Genomic DNA, 18529 nt, shown 5'->3' on the forward strand with positions numbered 1-18529 from the left:
AATTAATACTCCTTATGGGAAATAAAACACCATTTACAGCTTCTAAAAAGTCGTTTTGCCAAGCAAAACCGCTACCTGCTGTAATTATTTCACATAATAAGGCCTTTATTTTTTAGGCCTCCGTCTACTTCACTTTTCTTCTTTTTGACGGAGGATTTTTACCAGATTTAAACATTAAATTTATTTGACAGAATCAAATTGGTCGAATATTTTTTTGTTTTCCAGATTAAACGTTTCGATTCTGTCTTTTTTAAAGACTAATTTTTTTCGTTTGTAAATTTCTTTATAAGAAGAGAAATCATTTAAATTTTATAACAATAAATTCAATATAGATATGAAACCCACACCCACTTTCTGTAAATCAGATTATCAATTTTTAAGAGAATTGATTTTAAAAAGTAAAAACTCAACAAATACTAAAGAAGCAAATCAGCTTTCACAAGAATTAGATCGCGCTGTAATTAGTAAAGAAAGCGAATTGGATAGTTCAGTTATCCGAATCAATTCATTTGTAACGATAGAAGATGTAAAAGCTAATAAACAAATGAAAATTCAAATCGTTTTGCCTTCGGCAGCAGACGTAAAACAATCTAAAATATCAATTTTAGCACCTTTAAGTGTTGCTATTATTGGTTTTAAAGAAAATGACGAAGTTGATTGGGAATTACCGGCTGGCATCAAAACTTTAAAAGTAATAGCTGTAGATAACTCTGCTGTACATCATTCTTAAGTTTTAAAACACCTCATTTTGTGATGGTGTTTTTTTTATATCTATTTGAAAATAAAAAACCGATTCAATCATTTATTGAATCGGTTTTTTATTTTTTGTATAACACGTGTTACAATTGAGAATCTATAAAATTGGTTATCGATGCCATCTTTATATCATCAAGCTTTGCCTTTTTCTGCATTCTTATCAAAATTGGCTTCCACTCTTCTTTACTAAATTGTTTTGGTTCATACCATTTGTGGCATTTCGCACAATTATTATCATACAGTTGTTTACCTTCTGCCAAAGCTGTATCACCAAAAATAAGATCCTTAGCAGACACATCTTTTGACGGCGGAGGAGGTGGCGGTGGAGGCGTCTCTCCTTTTGATTGTTTAGCACCACAGGCAGCAAGAATCAAGACTGCTCCTGCTAGAATTATAGTTTTTTTCATTACTTATGTTTTTAGTAAATATAAAAAAAATCCCATTCGGCGTTCGAATGGGATTCTATTTATAACAATACTAAATTGCTAATGAAATTCTTATTTTACGTCCATTAATTCAACGTCGAAAATCAAAGTTGCGTTTGGCGGGATAACTCCTCCTGCACCAGCTGGTCCGTAACCTAAATCAGATGGAATAACAAAACGAGCTTTGTCTCCAACTTGCAATAAAGCGATACCTTCGTCCCATCCTTCAATAACTTGTCCAATTCCTAATTTGAATTCGATTGGTTTTTTACGTGGGTAAGAAGAATCAAAAACTTTTCCGTTTTCTAAAGAACCTTCGTAGTGAACAGAAACTGTTTTTCCTGCTTCAGCTCTTTTTCCTTCTCCTTTTTGAATCATTTTATAACGTAAACCACTTTCTGTTTTATCAAAACCAGCAGCTAATTGTTCCATTTTTGCTTCAGATTCTGCTTTTAAAGCCGCTTCTCTTTTTAGACGAGCACCTTTTAAACCAATGAAAGCTTCAATAGCATTCCATTTTTGAGCTTCTTCACCAACTCTGATAATTTCTACAGACTCTAAAGCGTCACCTTGAGCAATAGCATCAACAACGTCTTGTCCTTCAACAACGTTTCCAAAAACTGTATGTTTATTATCTAACCAAGGAGTTGCAACGTGAGTAATAAAAAATTGAGAACCATTACTTCCTGGTCCTGAGTTTGCCATAGATAAAACTCCTGGACGATCATGCTTTAAACTTGGGTGAAATTCATCATCAAATTTATAACCTGGGTCACCAGTTCCTGTTCCTTTTGGACATCCACCTTGAATCATGAAATCAGAAATTACTCTGTGAAAAGTTAATCCGTCATAGAATTTTTGTCCTTGAGGTTTTACTTTATTTTCCATATTCCCTTCTGCAAGAGCAACAAAGTTCCCTACAGTTCCAGGTGTTAAATCGTGTGTCAATTTTACTAAAATCGAACCTTTGCTAGTGTTGAATTTAGCGTATATTCCGTTTTCCATGTTGTTATTTTTAATTTCAACGCAAATTTACAAATTAATTTTTTAATCAATTTGCGCTTTTGCTCTTTTAGTCCCGACGTTTCGGGATTGATTTATAAGTAAGTCCGTAAACTGTCAGTGATAGTAAAGACAGAACCATACAGCCAATAGTTACAGCATGCCATCCGCCTAATTTCCATAGTAATAATCCGTATGCAGATCCTGCAGCCGTTCCTAAAAAGGTAAGCGACATAAACACAGTATTTAACCTGTTTCTAGCTTCTGGCAATAACGAATATACTCTTGTTTGATTGGAGATGTGAACACCTTGAATTCCAATATCAATAAATACAATTCCGATTGCAATTCCAATCACACTTTCGATTGAAAAATAAAAAATCAAAAAGCTGATTAAAACCAATAAAATACCATAACCAACTGCAATTCTAGAATTTCCTTTATCTCCCAATTTTCCAACTAAAGGCGCAGCCAAAGCTCCAGAAGCTCCAACAATTCCGAACAAACCAATTGTGGCGCTATTGAAATTAAAAGGTTCGCCAGAAAGCAATAAAACCATTGTAGTCCAAAATGCTCCAAATTGAGCAAAACTGAAAACATTAATTGCTGTTGCTTCGCGCAAAACTGGCTGTGTTTTTATTAGCGTAAATAAAGATTTAATTAATTGGCCGTAAGTTCCTTGAAACTGCGGTTTGTTCTGCGGAAATTTACTTTGAATGACAAAAAAGATAAAAAGACAAATTCCGGCTGCGATATAAAACATTGATCTCCAGCCCAAAACTTGGCCTATAAATCCGCTTAACGTTCGCGAAAGCAAAATTCCGACTAAAAGTCCGCTCATAATAGTTCCAACAACTTTCCCTCTTTCTTCAGGTGCGCTTAAAGAAGCCGCAAGAGGCAGAATAAGCTGTGGCACAATCGATGTGATTCCGATTAGCAGTGAAGCAATTTGTAAAACAAGAAAACTTTTGGCCGTTGCTGCAATTAATAAGGCAATTACAGTAGCAAAAGTGGTCATCAAAATTTGCCTTTTTCGTTCTATTTTATCGCCAAGCGGAACCATAAAAAACAGTCCGATCGCATAACCTGCTTGAGTTAAATAGGTTATCGTTCCAGCGCTGGCTTCAGGAATTTTAAATTCGTTGGCAATTAAAACAATCAAAGGCTGGCAGTAATAAAGATTTGCAACTATAAGACCAGTGCAAACTGCCATAAACAGTACATTAGTTTTAGATAAATTCATGCTGCAAAAATACCATCTATATTTAACCTAAACTTATAATTTAAGTTTTTTTTAAATTAAATCTGCGTAAATCCAAGTCTTCGCGATAGTGAATCTATGTAATCAATGTTCCAAAAATGGACACAGATTTTACGGATTCGTTATCACGAAGACGCAGATATTTACGGATTTTTTATTTTTTTAATATTGCAAAAAATCTTCTCTAGCAGGACTAAAAACATCTGTTAGCATACCTGTTTCCAAGCAAACAACTCCATGAACAGCGTGAGGCGGAATATAAAAACTATCGCCTTCTTTTAAGGTCTGTGTTACACCACTGATGGTTACATCAAACTTTCCGCTTGCGATGTATGTAACTTGCGAATGATAATGATCGTGTAAAGTTCCAATTCCTCCTTTTTCAAAATGAACGTTTACCAGCATCACTCTTTCGTCAAAAGCCAAAATCTTACGCTTGATTCCTTCGCCAACTACTTCCCACTCTATTTCGTCGCCTTTTATAAATTCTTTGCTTGTACCCATTTCTTTCTACTTTTTAATTTTTTCAAGATCTTTTTTCATTAATGCTGATCCTTCATTCAAACTATTCTCATTAAAGAATTTTTCAAGTTCCTTTAACCTTTTTACATTGTCATATTTAAATCCTGAATTCAATTTTCTTTGACAAAGAGAACACAATCTAATGGAATGTCCATCTGTTTCTATCAAACTATTTGTTCCATTCATAACACAATTAGCTTCAATACAATGATACAAACCAAACATATGCCCTATTTCGTGTGAACAGATTTTCAATAATCGATCTAAACTCAAATTAAAATCTGCTTCTTTTTGCATTCTGTACATCGAACTTACCGCTATTTTATCTCTATAAGATGCTAAACCAAAAACATAATTCCATTCTGGTTTTGGATATAAATCTTTTTCTGTTATAGCCATTAAAGCAACTCCTTTATCAGGTTTCTCTTTTTTTAGAACATCAGTTAAAATATAACCTGCCAAAAATTGTTCCTGATCCATATCTCCCATACGTCTAGCACGGTTCGGAATAATATCGTTTGACACATCATTTAAAACTTTAGTTTCTAACTGAAAAAATATTTGCAAATACTGACGAACTAATTCAATTTGTTTTACCTGCAACGAATTAAACTTTCCTATAGGCTGCAGATATATAATATTTTCTTCTTTGGTCGGAACAACATGTTTAGTTTGAACAAATTGTTCGAAACTTTGTCCGTTTTCTTTATGAGAAAACAACCAATCTCCATAGGCAGGCTTTCCAAGCTTAACATCATTAACTTTAATATCAACGAAATAAGGTTGAGGCGGTAAAATTTGCTGCGGAATTGATTGTGTCTTTAAATTTGTCTTTTCTTTTTTATCAGATTGACAAGCAAAAAGAATCACAAATACCAATAAAAGAAGTTTCTTCATAAATCAATTTACTAGATTAAATTGTTCGAAATAAAATCACAGCTCGATTTAATTGATTCAAAAGAATTGGAAGCAAAATTATTTTCCTGTTCTACAAAAAAATGAACCATTCCTGATTGTTTTGCTGCCGCGAATAAAGGTTTAAAATCGATTGTTCCAGAACCAACTTCGGTATTCAAATCGTTGTTTGTTTTGTCTTTATCTTTTACGTGCCACATTTTAAAACGGCCAGGATTTTCTTTGAATAATTGTAAAGGATCATTTCCAGAATGAATTACCCAATACAAATCCAATTCGAAGTAAACCAAATCTTTATCAGTTTCATTTAATAAGATTTCATAACCTGTAACACCATCGTGTTTTTGAAACTCAAAATCATGATTGTGATAAGCCAGTTTCAAACCTGCTTTTTTACACATTTTTGCCGCTTCATTTACACGAGCTGCAATCTTCTTATAATCTTCTATATTTCTTCTAAAAGGTTCATCGACCCACGGAACAGTTAGAAATTCGCTTTTTAGAATTTTCGCCGCTTCAATTGAAGCAATTAATTCCGTCGTGTTTCCATCATACAAAAAGCTTCCTAAATTGTAATGTCCGCTGACTGCTTTTAAGCCATTATCATCTAAAATCTTTTTTAGTTCTTTTGGTGTTAATCCCCAAAACTGATCTTTTGTCGAAAAACCATATGTTTCGACGTTGGTATAACCTGCTTTTGCTACTTTTTCTAAAGTTCCTTTTACATCTTTAGGAAGTTCTTCGCGAAGCGTATACAGTTGTAAGCCTATTTCTTTTTTATTCATAGAAAATGCAAATGATGGTGAAGCCAAAACAGCTGTTGTAGCAAAACCTGTGGTTACGATAAAATTTCTTCTGCTAATCATTTTATGATATAAATTTCAGAAAGTAAATATATTATAAAAAACGATTCTCTAAGTTTTTTGTAAAATTTTGAAGTGCTTCCGCTGTCCCTGAATCTATAATTTCTCCTTCGGCGTTGACTTTTCCGCGAATACCTTGAATTAAAAGCTGTGTCTTATCATCAAAATTAGCTTCAAGTGTTTTCATTACTAATAAAAGCTGTTCGTGCCCCATTTCTCCAGAAGCTGAAGCTGTTATTAAACCCGCCTTTTTGTTTGAAAAAATGGTAGTTGAAACGCACCATTCTAAAGCATTTTTTAAACTTCCAGGAAGACTAAATACATATTCAGGAGTACAGATAATTACGCCATCAGCATCTTTAATCTTGTTTCTGAAAGAAGCGATTTCTTTTGGAGGATTTTCGATATCTAAATCTGGATTAAAATGAGGAAGACTGGCTAAATCTTCAAATATTTCGACTTCAAATTCTGATTGAAAATGTTTCGAAATATAGGTGAGAATCTTAAAATTGCAGGAATTTTTTCTGGTGCTGCCTGTAATGGCAAGTATTTTTGTTTTTGTTGAAGACATCAAAATAAGGATAAATAGTATTTTTAAATTGTTACTTAAAAATACTATTTATTTGTAGATAAAAATCTCGACTAAAAAAATAAAGCTGATTTATTTTACTGTCTGAGTATTCAGAATTATAACTTTTTTTGAATCAACTTCTTGAGGAGGAAATTTTTGATTCTCATTACGCCATGAAAAAATTTTCCCATCTTTATTTAGATACATATAATTGTATTTCCAATAATATGCCCCTGCAATACCAGAATTATTATCATCAGTAAAAACCTGATCTGCATAAACGAATATTTCATTATCCTGATCATCATGAATTATTCTAACAGGAGATCCCCAACTTTTTATAAGTTTTTGTTTGGATTCACCGATCCATTTATCGTGCGCCTTGCTTGCATTGGAGCAAGAGTTCTGCAATATTAGTATTGCGATTAAAAGTAAAGTCTTTTTCATAAATTGGTAATTCTTTATGTATTTGGTTTAAGTTGCGGCAAAATTAATTGAATTAAAACGAAATAACACCCTGTAAATCTTAACATTACATTAAATTTTGTGAAATCATTATATCTGATTAGGAGAAATCATACATATTAAAAAACAATACACAGACAAATCTTTAGAAATTGACAAACATTAACTTCGTATCTTTGCCAACAAGAAAACTCATTGAATAGAAATGCGAATTGACATTATTACTCTTTTACCTGAATTATTAAGAAGTCCGTTTGAGGCTTCGATTATGAAACGTGCTATCGACAAAGGTTTGGTCGAAGTACATTTTCACAATCTTCGTGATTACAGCACAAATAGACAGAAAAGTGTAGATGATTATCCTTTTGGCGGAGGCGCAGGAATGGTAATGACAATTCAGCCTATTGATGATTGCATTACTCATTTGAAAAGTCAGCGCGAATATGATGAAGTAATTTATATGTCTCCTGACGGTGAAACTTTAAATCAGAAAATGGCAAATAAAATGTCGATGTATGAAAACATTATCATTTTATGCGGACATTATAAAGGTGTTGATCAAAGAGTTAGAGATCATTTTATTACGAAAGAAATTTCAATTGGCGATTATGTTTTATCTGGCGGAGAATTGGGTGCCATAGTTTTATCTGATGCTTTGATTCGATTAATTCCAGGTGTTTTAAGTGACGAAACCTCAGCATTAACAGATAGTTTTCAAGACAATTTGCTTTCGGGACCTATATATACAAGACCCGCAGATTATAAAGGCTGGAAAGTTCCCGAAGTTTTAACCAGCGGACATTTTGCCAAAATCGACAAATGGCGCGAAGATATGGCGTATGAACATACTAAAAATAGACGACCAGATTTGCTGGAAGGACATTAAAATTTAGTTTCAAGTTTAAGGTTATTTTTGTTTCAAGTTAAAACTCTAGATAGCAACAACTTGAAACCTGAAACTTGAAACAAAACAAACTAAAAATAATTTACAATTTATAATTCATAATTTATAATTATTGTTTACATTTGCACCCGAATTTGACCAACCTCTGGCGAGATCCGTGAATGTTGCTCTAATATAAAACCATAATTTAAATTATCATGGCAGATTTATTAAAATTCGTTCAAGACGAATTCGTTGCTAAAAAAGATTTCCCTGTATTTGGAGCTGGAGATACTATTACAGTATTCTACGAAATTAAAGAGGGTGAAAAAACTAGAACTCAGTTTTTTAAAGGAGTTGTTATTCAAAGAAGAGGTTCTGGTAACACAGAAACTTTTACTATTCGTAAAATGTCTGGAGCTATTGGAGTTGAGCGTATCTTCCCAGTAAACTTACCAGCTTTACAAAAAATTGAAATTAACAAGAAAGGTGCTGTACGTAGAGCTAGAATTTTCTACTTCAGACAACTTACTGGTAAAAAAGCTAAGATTAAAGATAAAAGAAGATAATCATTTATCTAAATGTTATAAAAAACTCGTTTCATATTGTTTGAAACGAGTTTTTTTTATGCCTTATTTTTAACCAATATCAAAACCGTAATTTTTTAATACCAAAATCATCGATTTAGCAATATATCGGATATGAAATAACAATCTGTTAATTTCGCCTTTTCTCGCGAAAACTCAACCGATTTCGTTGTGATTTTATTATATTTGCTCCGCTCATTTTGAGCCGAATATATCTTTGCCATCGTTAACTCCTGACGATACGATTATAAAAAAAAAAGAAAATGACAAAATCAAAAATTTTTTACACCTTAACTGATGAGGCGCCGTTATTGGCAACTTACTCTTTGTTACCAATTGTTCAAGCATTTACAGCTACAGCTGGAATTGAAATCGAGACCAGAGATATTTCGCTGGCAGGAAGAATTTTATCAAACTTCCCTGATTCTTTGACTGATGCTCAAAAAACTGGAGATGCGTTGGCAGAATTAGGTCAATTAGCAACTCAGCCAGAAGCAAACATTATTAAATTACCAAACATTTCAGCATCTGTACCGCAATTAAAAGCGGCTATTGCTGAATTACAATCGCACGGATACAACGTACCAAATTTCCCTGAAGATCCACAAAACGATGCTGAAAAGGAAATTAAAGCAAAATATGCAAAAGTATTAGGCTCTGCTGTAAACCCAGTTTTACGTGAAGGAAACTCTGACCGTAGAGCTCCAAGAGCAGTTAAAAACTTTGCAAAAGCAAATCCACACTCTATGGGTGCTTGGTCTGCTGACTCAAAAACTAAAGTAGCTTCTATGACAAGCGGAGATTTTTACGGAAGTGAAAAATCTTTAACTGTTAACGAAGCAAACGACGTAAAAATCGAATTTGTTGCTAAAGACGGAACAACAACTGTTTTAAAAGCAAGTACTCCGCTAAAAGCTGGAGAAATTATTGACAGTTCAGTTTTAAGCGTAAGCAAATTAAAAGCTTTTGCGGCTGATGCAATTGCTGAAGCTAAAGCTGCAGGAGTTTTACTTTCTGTGCACTTAAAAGCTACAATGATGAAAGTTTCTGATCCAATTATCTTTGGCGCTATCGTTGAAGTATATTTTGCTGATCTTTTCAAAAAATATGAAGCTTTATTCGCAGAATTAAATGTTGATACAAGAAACGGTTTAGGTGATATCTACGCAAAAATTGCTGGAAGACCTGAGCAAGCAGAAGTTGAAGCAGACATTACTAAAGCTATCGAAAATGGTCCAGCTTTAGCAATGGTTAATTCTGATAAAGGAATTACAAACTTACACGTTCCTTCAGACGTAATTGTTGATGCTTCTATGCCAGCAATGATCCGTACTTCTGGACAAATGTGGAACAAAGATGGTAAAGCACAAGATACATTCGCTGTTATTCCAGACCGTTCTTACGCTGGTGTTTATACTGCAACTATCGATTTCTGTAAAAAACATGGTGCTTTTGATCCAAAAACAATGGGAAGTGTTCCTAACGTTGGATTAATGGCTCAAAAAGCTGAAGAATACGGATCTCATGACAAAACTTTCCAAATGAAAGCTGACGGTGTTGTTCGTGTTGTTGATGCAAACGGAAATGTTTTAATGGAGCAAAATGTTGAAGCTAATGACATTTTCAGAATGTGTCAGGCAAAAGACGCTCCGATTCAGGACTGGGTTAAACTAGCTGTAAACAGAGCTCGTTTATCTAGTACTCCTGCTGTTTTCTGGTTAGACGAAAACAGAGCACACGATAGAGAATTGATCGTAAAAGTTCAAAAATACCTTAAAGATTACGATACTACAAACTTAGATATCCGTATTTTAAACCCAGTTGCTGCTACTGAATTTACTTTAGACAGAATCATCAAAGGTTTAGATACTATTTCTGTAACAGGAAACGTTTTACGTGACTACTTAACAGATTTATTCCCAATTTTAGAATTAGGAACTTCTGCAAAAATGCTTTCTATCGTTCCTTTAATGAACGGTGGTGGATTGTTCGAAACTGGCGCTGGAGGTTCTGCTCCTAAACACGTTGAGCAATTTACAGAAGAAGGATACTTACGTTGGGATTCTCTAGGAGAATTTTTAGCTCTTGGTGCTTCATTAGAGCATTTAGGACAAACTTTAGATAATTCTAAAGCGATCGTTTTATCTGAAACTTTAGATCAGGCAAATGATAAATTCTTAGCAAACGATAAATCTCCAGCTCGTAAAGTGGGTCAAATTGACAACCGTGGTTCTCACTTCTATTTAGCATTCTATTGGGCTCAAGCTTTAGCTGCTCAAACTAAAGATGCAGAATTGAAAGCTATCTTTACTCCAATTGCTGCTGAATTTGAAGCAAACGAAGCTAAAATCGATGCTGAATTAATTGGCGCTCAAGGAAAAGCTCAAACTCTTGGCGGTTATTACCAACCAACTCCTGAGTTAGTAAGCAAAGCAATGCGTCCAAGCGAAACTTTCAACGCTATTATTGCTAAAATCAAATAATTCAGAATACATTTTGTATTTCTAAATAAACAAAAAGGACAACTCGAAAGGTTGTCCTTTTTTATCTTAACTTATCTTTACAGAATTTCCGTGACAATAATTAAGTAAGAATTGTTAACTATGTAAATCAAAATCAATATAATGATTACAAAAAATACCTGCACATTTTTTCTTTTTATTCTTACGATTTTCACCTCATTTGCACAGGAAAAATTCACTCTAAGCGGAACTATTACTGATAGCCGAAATAACGAAACTCTAATTGGAGTTGCTATCTATATTCCATCATTAAAAATTGGAACCACAACAAACGAATACGGTTTTTACTCGCTTTCTGCTCCTAAAGGGGAATACGAAATTGAAATCAGTTATACCGGTTATCAAGCCATTCAAAAAACCATTATTTTAAATCAGAATACAAAAAGTAACTTCGCAATCAAAGAAGGCGGTGAAGAACTTCAAGAAGTCATTATTACAGAAAACAAAAGCAAGACCAACATTAAATCGCCAGAAATGAGCGTTAACAAACTCTCTATTTCGACCATAAAAAAAATGCCCGTTGTTTTAGGAGAAGTTGATGTTTTAAAATCGATTTTATTACTTCCAGGTGTTACCAATGCAGGTGAAGGCGCTTCTGGATTTAACGTTCGCGGAGGTGGTGCTGATCAGAATCTGATTCTTTTGGATGAAGCGACGATTTTTAATTCTTCGCACGTTTTTGGATTCTTTTCTGTTTTTAATCCTGATGCCATTAAAGATTTAAAATTGTATAAAGGAGGAATTCCAGCACGTTATGGAGGAAGAGCTTCTTCAGTTTTAGAAATCTATCAAAAAGACGGAAGCAGTAAAGATTTTCATATGAGTGGCGGAATTGGCTTAATATCAAGCCGTCTGCTAGCTGAAGGTCCGATTGCAAAAGACAAAGGTTCTTTTTTAATTGGAGGAAGGGCTTCTTATGCGCATCTTTTTCTAAAACTATCCGAAGACAATAAAAATAACTCCGCTTATTTTTATGATTTAAACACCAAATTAAGCTATAAACTCAACGACAATAACAGTCTCTATTTATCAGGTTATTTTGGGCGCGATGTTTTCAGATTAAATAAAAGCTTCACCAATACTTACGGAAATTCTACTTTAAATTTTAGATGGAACCATTTATATTCTAACAAACTATTTTCAAATCTCTCCTTAATTTACAGTGATTATTATTACGGCTTAGATCTTGATTTTGTTGGATTCAACTGGGATTCTGGCATCAAAAACTATAACATTAAATACGATTTCAAATATTATCTTTCGGATAAATTAAAACTGAATTATGGTGTAAACGGAATTTATTATCAATTTAATCCTGGAACAATTAAGCCAACTGGCGAAGATTCAGGAATTAATCCAGATCAATTGGATAAAAAATACGCTTTTGAACCTTCTGTTTATTTGGATGCAGAAAGTCAGCTTTCTAAAAAAATTACCGTCGCATACGGATTGCGTTACAGTTTATTTTATAGATTGGGCGCTTCTACTATTAATTATTATGACAATAATCAGGCGGTTCTTTTTAATAGTGAAATGCAGATTTACGAAAAAGGAACTCCGACTTCAACACAGTATTTTGGCAAAAATAAAGTCATTCAAAGTTATGGCAATCTCGAACCGCGTTTTTCAATTTCTTATCAATTAAATGACGATCAAGCCATAAAAGCCAGCTATAACAGAATGGCACAATATCTTCAATTGATTTCTAATACTTCATCTCCGACTCCGCTAGATGTTTGGATGCCGAGTGACAATTATATCAAACCTCAGCTTGCAGATCAGGGAGCAATTGGATATTTTAGAAATATTTATAACGGCGCTTACTCACTTGAAGTCGAAACTTATTACAAGAAAATACAAAATAGATTAGATTACATAGACGGAGCCGATTTAATAGCCAATAATGCCATTGAACAAGTCATTTTAAATGGACATATGCGTTCGTATGGTTTAGAACTGATGATAAAGAAAAACAAAGGTAAATTTAACGGATGGATTTCGTACACAATTTCCAAATCAGAACAGCAGACTCCTGGAAGAACTCCTGAAGAAACTGGAATAAATAACGGTCAATGGTATGCTTCTGCTTACGATAAAACGCATAATCTTGCTATTACATCAGCTTATAGCTTAAACGAAAAATGGTCTTTTGGTGCTAACTTTGCTTTACAGTCAGGACAGCCAGTTACTTATCCAAATGGCCAATACGAATATTTAGGAATTACGGTGCCGAGCTACGGATTACGAAATGAAGATAGACTTCCTGCTTATCATCATTTGGATATTTCTGCAACTTTAACACCAACAAAAAATAAAGATAGAAATTGGAAAGGCGAATGGGTTTTCAGTATTTACAACGTCTACAATCGTATGAACGCTGCCTCGATAAACTTTCGCCAAAATGTTGACACAGGTGTAAATGAAGCTATTAAAACATCTATTTTCGGAATTGTTCCAGCAGTTAGTTATAATTTCAAATTCTAAAAAATCAATTCAAAAACTAAAAATATAAGTATGAAAAAATTAGTTTTTTTAAGCGTGCTTTTCACATCTATATTCTTCACAAGTTGCGAAGAAGTTGTTGATGTTGATTTAGATACAGCTGCTCCAAAATTAGTAATTGAAGCTTCTATCAATTGGGAAAAAGGAACTACAGGAAATGACCAGACGATAAGACTAACTACAACGACTGGCTATTTTGAAAACGTAATTCCAACTATCTCTAATGCAATTATTTATATAGAAAATAGTCAAAAAGAAAGATTTAATTTTATCGAAATTAAAAAGACGGGGCAATATGTATGCACTAATTTCAAGCCTGTTATCGACGAACAATATACATTAACTGTAATTAGTAGAGGAAATAGATACATCGGAACGGAAACTTTAAAATCAGTAGCATCCATTACCCGAATAGATCAAAATAACGAAGGTGGTTTTACTGGGCAAGATATCGAAATCAAAGCCTTTTATAATGATCCTGCCGATGCAGATAATTTCTATCTCTACAAATATTTATATCCTAATAAAGTCAAATCAATCTATTATGTAGATGAGGATAAATTTTTTAATGGTAATGAGTTTTTCAGTCTTTCAGATGATGAAGATTTACAAATTGGAAGTGAAATCGAAATAACGCACTACGGAATTTCAAAACAATACTATAATTATATGAGTATTTTAGTTAGTATTGCTGGAAGCAATATTGGAGGGCCATTTCAGTCTCCTCCAGCAACTGTAAAAGGAAATATGGTCAATGTAACTAATAAAGATAATTATCCGCTGGGGTATTTTTCCCTAAGTGAAACCAGTACAGAAAAGTACAAAATTCAATAATTTATGCAGCCACTACTCAAAGCCTTAACCGAAAAAAAACTTGTTGGACATTTTATCGAAATGTCTTTTATCGAAAATAAAACTTTTCAATTATGGAGCGGTTTTATGCCAAATCGAAAAGAAATAAAAAATACAATTGGCGCTAATTTATATTCTTTAGAAGTTTATGAAAAAGATCATTTTGACAATTTTGATCCCAATGACCTTTTTCAGAAATGGGCTGCTGTAGAAGTTTCAGATTATTCAACCGTTCCAGAAGGAATGGTAACACTAATTGTTCCAAGTGGCTTATATGCTGTTTTTCTTCATTTAGGGCCAGCGACAGAAGCGCATAAAACGTATCATTATATTTTTGCAGAATGGCTTCCAAATTCTGATTACACAGTTGATGACAGACCTCATTTTGCGGTTATGAACGAAAGATATAAAAAAGACGATCCGACTTCTGAAGAAGAAATCTGGATTCCGATAAAAAACAGAAATTAATTATGTCAATACAAACTTTAAAAATACTTTTCAATAGAGATTTAGACAAGCTAAAATTTGAAATCGAATCATACGAATTCGAAAAGCAAATTTGGGCAATTGACAAAAATATTTCAAATTCGGCAGGAAATCTTTGTCTTCATTTAATTGGAAATCTAAACACATATATTGGCGCAGAAATAGGCAAAACAGGCTATGTGCGAAATCGTCCTTTGGAATTTTCGTTAAAAGATATTCCAAAATCAGAATTAGTTGAGAAAATTGAAAACACGATTTCAGTTGTAAACAACGCTCTTGATAATTTAACAGAAGCTGACTTAGACGCAATTTATCCACAGATTGTTTTCGAAAAAGAAATGACAACCGGATTTTTCTTAATTCATCTTTCAACACATTTAGCCTATCATTTAGGGCAAATCAATTATCACAGAAGGCTTTTGGATTTCTGATTTTAGATTGTAGATCGCAGATTTTTCAAGCTTTGAAAAAATCTAAAATCCTAAATCATAAATCTAAAATTCTAACCCTTACCTTTGCAACACATTCAAAAAAACACACATGTCATCACATCATATAGTCCGCGACGATCAAGAACCCGCTTTAATAATTGCAAATGGCGCAGCCTGCGATCCTGAATTATTAGGACAATTACTAGAATGGTCACCGTTGGTTATCGTTTTAGATTCGGCTATAGAAAGAGTAATTGAATTAGGCATAAAAGTCGATGTTTTATTGGGTGATTTTGATCGTGGATTTGATCCTGAAATTTATAAAACTTCACAATTTCCAATCGAAATCGTTCATACGCCAGATCAAGATAAAACAGATCTAGAAAAAGCTTTTGATTATCTTATCGAAAGAAAAATTCCTGCCGTAAACGTCGTTTGGGCAACAGGAAAACGCGCCGATCATACGATTACAAACCTTACACAAATTGTTCGTTATAGAGATTTACTGAAAATTGTCATTCTTGACGATCATTCCAAAATTTTTCTTCTGCCAACAAAATTTGAAAAATGGTATACAGCAAAAACACCAATTTCACTTATCCCAATTGGTGTTGTAAACGGAATTTCTTCAGTGAATTTAAAATATGAATTAAACGACGATACGCTCACAATGGGTTACAGAACTGGAAGCAGTAATTCTGTTGAAAAAGATGGAATTGTAACCATTACACATCGAGAAGGCGATTTGCTTTTAATGGAATGTTTTGATTAGAAGCTATTTCCTGCTGTCCGCTATATCTTTTGTGGTGAACCCCACCACAAAAGGATGCCGCTTCCATCAGGGCTAGGGCACTCATTTTCAAAACAAGCCTTTCTTCAAAAAAGGAATACCTATCTTTGCAATCGAAATCAAAGAAAATGAAAGCAGAAAACAATTCACAAAAAGACAATTTACACCCAAGAAATCTTCATCGAGCGAGATACGATTTTGAAAAATTAATTTCAAATTGTCCAGAATTAAAAGCTTTTATTTCCATCAATAAACACGAAATCGAAACCATTGATTTCAGTAATCCACTTGCTGTAAAAACTTTAAACAAAGCTTTACTCCAAACCTATTACAATATTCAAAACTGGGATATTCCTAAAAATTATCTTTGTCCGCCAATTCCAGGACGTGCCGATTATATTCATTACATCGCTGATTTATTGGCCGAAAGCAACAATAATCAGATTCCAAATACTTCATCTGTTTTAGGTTTAGATATCGGAACAGGTTCAAATTTAATCTATCCGATATTAGGAAACTCGATTTATAATTGGAGTTTCGTCGGAACAGATATTGACCAGAAATCAATTGAAAATTGTTCTAAAATTATTGAAGCAAATCCAAATCTAATTGACGCAATCAGTTTACAACAACAAACTGAATCTCGATTCATTTTCAAAAATATCATTGCACCCGAAGATCGTTTTACTTTTACAATCTGTAATCCGCCTTTTCATGCATCTGCGGAAGAAGCAAATAAAAGCACTTCCAGAAAAGTTTCCAATCTTAACCCGAAGGAAAAAAGAAATACAAATCCCGTTTTAAATTTTGGAGGTCAAAATGCCGAATTATGGTGCAACGGCGGCGAAATCGGATTCATCACGCAAATGATTTACGAAAGTGCCAAATATCCTTCGCAAGTTTTGTGGTTTACTACTCTAGTTTCTAAAAAAGAAAATCTTTCTTCGATTTACAAAATCTTGAAAAAAGTAAACGCCATTTCTGTCAAAACAATCGAAATGTCACAAGGGCAGAAAAACAGCCGAATTGTGGCGTGGAGTTTTTTAAGTGATAATCATCGAAATTTTTCAATTTAAAACATTTGATTTCTGTAATAATTAGAATGTGTCGCTCCGCTGGAGCTTTAGACTATACGCTTAGAAATTTTGCTATAGATATTTGGCTCCTCTGGAGCCTTAGCATAAATTGATGAAGTAATGATTTTGGGAATAGTCCCTGCGGGACGAAATATTTATAGAAGATTATTCGTCGTAGTTTTCAAAGCCCCAGCGGGGCGAAATATTTTTTGATAAGTAAATGCCAATTTCTTAAGTTCGACAAATGAAAACCTAAAAAACTGTAAACAGACTACTTCAAATATCTGATTTCCAAATTAAAACCTTGATTTTATAATTTGCTTTTGCTACATTTATTGTAAACATTTTAAAATCAAGATTATGGCAGAATACATTGGTTATCTCGCATCTGTTTTTATTGTTGGCGGTTTCTTACTGAAAAACCTCAGAGCAATTCGATTTATTAATATGTTTGGCTGTATCTGTTTTGTCATTTATGGCATCTTTTTAAATAATTACCAAGATTTCAATCAATGGCTTTGGCCAGTAATTATTCCAAACGCCATTTTAGCTTTTGTTCAGATTTATTATTTGACTTCCAAAAACGATAAATCTTAAAATTATGATATTTTAAAATAAAATTCTGATACACTTTTCACTTACTCCAATCGTAACTTTAAGCTAAATATTGAATTTATTACGATGTCAAAACTATATTCCCGCCTAGCTATTGTACTTTTTTTAGTGACAAGTTGTGCTTCAAAAAAAGCAAAATTTGAAGATTACGTATTTAAAACCAAAAGCGAAGAAGTAAAATACCAAACTGCTTATGATAAAGCTTTAAGGCTTTGGAATATTCCATACACTGAAGAAGATGTAAAAACAAGTTTTGGAACAGCGCATATTGTGATCGCAGGCCCAAAAAACGGAAAAGATTTGGTTCTACTCCACGGAATGGATGCCAGTTCTACGATGTGGTATCCAAACATTAAAGTTTTAGCCAAAAATCATCGCATTTATTCCATCGATTTTATCATGGAACCCAACAAATCCAATTTAACTGCAAAACCACTTTCATCTGATGATATTGTTGTTTTTTACAATGAAATTTTCGATCATTATAAATTAAAGAAATTTGATATCGTTGGCGCTTCACGAGGCGGCTGGATTGCGACATTATTGGCCGTTCAGAAACCAAATTCAATTGATAAAATTGTTTTATTAAGTCCTGCGCAGACTTTCAAATTTCTTGACAAACCTAGAAAAACAACTTCGGCATTGATGCTGAAACTTTTTCCAAGCGAAAAAAAATTCAGTAAAACATTAAACACTTTTTCAACTCATCCTGAAAACATCAGCCGTATTTATAAAAGACAATTTTATTTGGCCAATAAATATGCAAAATCCAATTCTAGCATGCTTAAAATGATGCCTTTTTCAGATAAAGAATTAGAATCTATCCAGAATCCTGTTTTGGTTTTAATTGGAGACAAAGACATTATTAATTCCGAAGAAAGTTTAGAAAGAGCACAGAAACATTTATCAAAAAGCGAAACCAAAATCATCAAAGATGCAGGTCATTTTTTAACTATCGATCAGCCAAAAATGGTAAATGACGCGATTATTAATTTTTTAGATTAG

20 protein-coding genes are annotated in these 18529 nt (G+C 33.4%); 12 read left to right on the plus strand and 8 right to left on the minus strand.

Annotated elements, in window-relative coordinates; translation table 11 throughout:
- Nucleotides 1-334 precede the first annotated feature (334 nt).
- Entirely contained in the window at nucleotides 335-730 is a 396-nt protein-coding gene (locus tag V6624_RS03670) for a GreA/GreB family elongation factor (RefSeq protein ID WP_111287617.1), read from the plus strand.
- 109 nt (nucleotides 731-839) lie between these two features.
- Here the strand turns inward: V6624_RS03670 and V6624_RS03675 are convergent, their stop codons facing one another.
- From V6624_RS03675 to V6624_RS03710, 8 genes are all read right to left on the minus strand, one after another.
- Nucleotides 840-1163 (minus strand): c-type cytochrome, encoded by a 324-nt coding sequence (locus tag V6624_RS03675; RefSeq protein WP_111287619.1) that lies wholly within the window; start codon nucleotides 1161-1163, stop codon nucleotides 840-842.
- 90 nt (nucleotides 1164-1253) lie between these two features.
- Nucleotides 1254-2186 carry a peptidylprolyl isomerase gene (locus tag V6624_RS03680; RefSeq protein WP_338840887.1) on the minus strand — a complete coding sequence of 311 codons (933 nt, stop codon included), beginning with the start codon at nucleotides 2184-2186 and terminating at the stop codon, nucleotides 1254-1256.
- Between the two features lie 67 nt (nucleotides 2187-2253).
- Nucleotides 2254-3426 carry an MFS transporter gene (locus V6624_RS03685; protein ID WP_338840888.1) on the minus strand — a complete coding sequence of 391 codons (1173 nt, stop codon included), beginning with the start codon at nucleotides 3424-3426 and terminating at the stop codon, nucleotides 2254-2256.
- A 180-nt stretch (nucleotides 3427-3606) separates the two neighbouring features.
- Nucleotides 3607-3948 carry a cupin domain-containing protein gene (locus tag V6624_RS03690; protein ID WP_111287625.1) on the minus strand — a complete coding sequence of 114 codons (342 nt, stop codon included), beginning with the start codon at nucleotides 3946-3948 and terminating at the stop codon, nucleotides 3607-3609.
- Between the two features lie 6 nt (nucleotides 3949-3954).
- Nucleotides 3955-4863 (minus strand): Zn-dependent protease, encoded by a 909-nt coding sequence (locus V6624_RS03695; RefSeq protein WP_111287627.1) that lies wholly within the window; start codon nucleotides 4861-4863, stop codon nucleotides 3955-3957.
- An 11-nt stretch (nucleotides 4864-4874) separates the two neighbouring features.
- Nucleotides 4875-5747 (minus strand): sugar phosphate isomerase/epimerase, encoded by an 873-nt coding sequence (locus tag V6624_RS03700; protein WP_338840890.1) that lies wholly within the window; start codon nucleotides 5745-5747, stop codon nucleotides 4875-4877.
- A gap of 31 nt (nucleotides 5748-5778) precedes the next feature.
- Nucleotides 5779-6315 carry an NADPH-dependent FMN reductase gene (locus V6624_RS03705; protein WP_338840891.1) on the minus strand — a complete coding sequence of 179 codons (537 nt, stop codon included), beginning with the start codon at nucleotides 6313-6315 and terminating at the stop codon, nucleotides 5779-5781.
- A 90-nt stretch (nucleotides 6316-6405) separates the two neighbouring features.
- Complete coding sequence (locus tag V6624_RS03710; RefSeq protein ID WP_111287633.1) at nucleotides 6406-6762, minus strand: hypothetical protein; 357 nt, start codon at nucleotides 6760-6762, stop codon at nucleotides 6406-6408.
- 223 nt (nucleotides 6763-6985) lie between these two features.
- Here V6624_RS03710 and trmD point away from each other — a divergent pair, with 223 nt between their 5' ends.
- From trmD to V6624_RS03765, 11 genes are all read left to right on the plus strand, one after another.
- The gene (gene trmD, locus V6624_RS03715; protein ID WP_111287635.1) at nucleotides 6986-7666 is read left to right on the plus strand and encodes a tRNA (guanosine(37)-N1)-methyltransferase TrmD; all 681 of its coding nucleotides are present in this window, start codon (nucleotides 6986-6988) and stop codon (nucleotides 7664-7666) included.
- Between the two features lie 215 nt (nucleotides 7667-7881).
- On the plus strand, nucleotides 7882-8232 hold the full coding sequence (rplS, locus tag V6624_RS03720; protein WP_111287637.1) for a 50S ribosomal protein L19: 351 nt from the start codon (nucleotides 7882-7884) through the stop codon (nucleotides 8230-8232).
- Between the two features lie 281 nt (nucleotides 8233-8513).
- A complete protein-coding gene (locus V6624_RS03725) occupies nucleotides 8514-10733 on the plus strand; it encodes an NADP-dependent isocitrate dehydrogenase (RefSeq protein ID WP_111287639.1) in 2220 nt (739 codons plus the stop codon).
- 141 nt (nucleotides 10734-10874) lie between these two features.
- Nucleotides 10875-13256 carry a TonB-dependent receptor gene (locus V6624_RS03730; RefSeq protein ID WP_111287641.1) on the plus strand — a complete coding sequence of 794 codons (2382 nt, stop codon included), beginning with the start codon at nucleotides 10875-10877 and terminating at the stop codon, nucleotides 13254-13256.
- Nucleotides 13257-13286: 30 nt separating this feature from the next.
- Nucleotides 13287-14108 carry a DUF4249 domain-containing protein gene (locus V6624_RS03735; RefSeq protein ID WP_111287643.1) on the plus strand — a complete coding sequence of 274 codons (822 nt, stop codon included), beginning with the start codon at nucleotides 13287-13289 and terminating at the stop codon, nucleotides 14106-14108.
- A 3-nt stretch (nucleotides 14109-14111) separates the two neighbouring features.
- On the plus strand, nucleotides 14112-14594 hold the full coding sequence (locus tag V6624_RS03740) for a GyrI-like domain-containing protein (RefSeq protein WP_111287645.1): 483 nt from the start codon (nucleotides 14112-14114) through the stop codon (nucleotides 14592-14594).
- 2 nt (nucleotides 14595-14596) lie between these two features.
- Nucleotides 14597-15043 carry a DinB family protein gene (locus tag V6624_RS03745; protein ID WP_111287648.1) on the plus strand — a complete coding sequence of 149 codons (447 nt, stop codon included), beginning with the start codon at nucleotides 14597-14599 and terminating at the stop codon, nucleotides 15041-15043.
- Between the two features lie 109 nt (nucleotides 15044-15152).
- On the plus strand, nucleotides 15153-15815 hold the full coding sequence (locus V6624_RS03750; RefSeq protein ID WP_111287650.1) for a thiamine diphosphokinase: 663 nt from the start codon (nucleotides 15153-15155) through the stop codon (nucleotides 15813-15815).
- Nucleotides 15816-15961: 146 nt separating this feature from the next.
- Nucleotides 15962-16909, plus strand: coding sequence for a 23S rRNA (adenine(1618)-N(6))-methyltransferase RlmF (gene rlmF, locus V6624_RS03755; RefSeq protein ID WP_111287652.1), 948 nt, complete (start codon nucleotides 15962-15964; stop codon nucleotides 16907-16909).
- A 360-nt stretch (nucleotides 16910-17269) separates the two neighbouring features.
- On the plus strand, nucleotides 17270-17506 hold the full coding sequence (locus tag V6624_RS03760) for a uroporphyrinogen decarboxylase (protein ID WP_111287654.1): 237 nt from the start codon (nucleotides 17270-17272) through the stop codon (nucleotides 17504-17506).
- Between the two features lie 84 nt (nucleotides 17507-17590).
- Nucleotides 17591-18529 carry an alpha/beta fold hydrolase gene (locus tag V6624_RS03765; RefSeq protein ID WP_111287656.1) on the plus strand — a complete coding sequence of 313 codons (939 nt, stop codon included), beginning with the start codon at nucleotides 17591-17593 and terminating at the stop codon, nucleotides 18527-18529.

The sequence above is a fragment of the Flavobacterium ginsenosidimutans genome, assembly GCF_037478105.1.
Taxonomy (GTDB): Bacteria; Bacteroidota; Bacteroidia; order Flavobacteriales; family Flavobacteriaceae; genus Flavobacterium; species Flavobacterium ginsenosidimutans.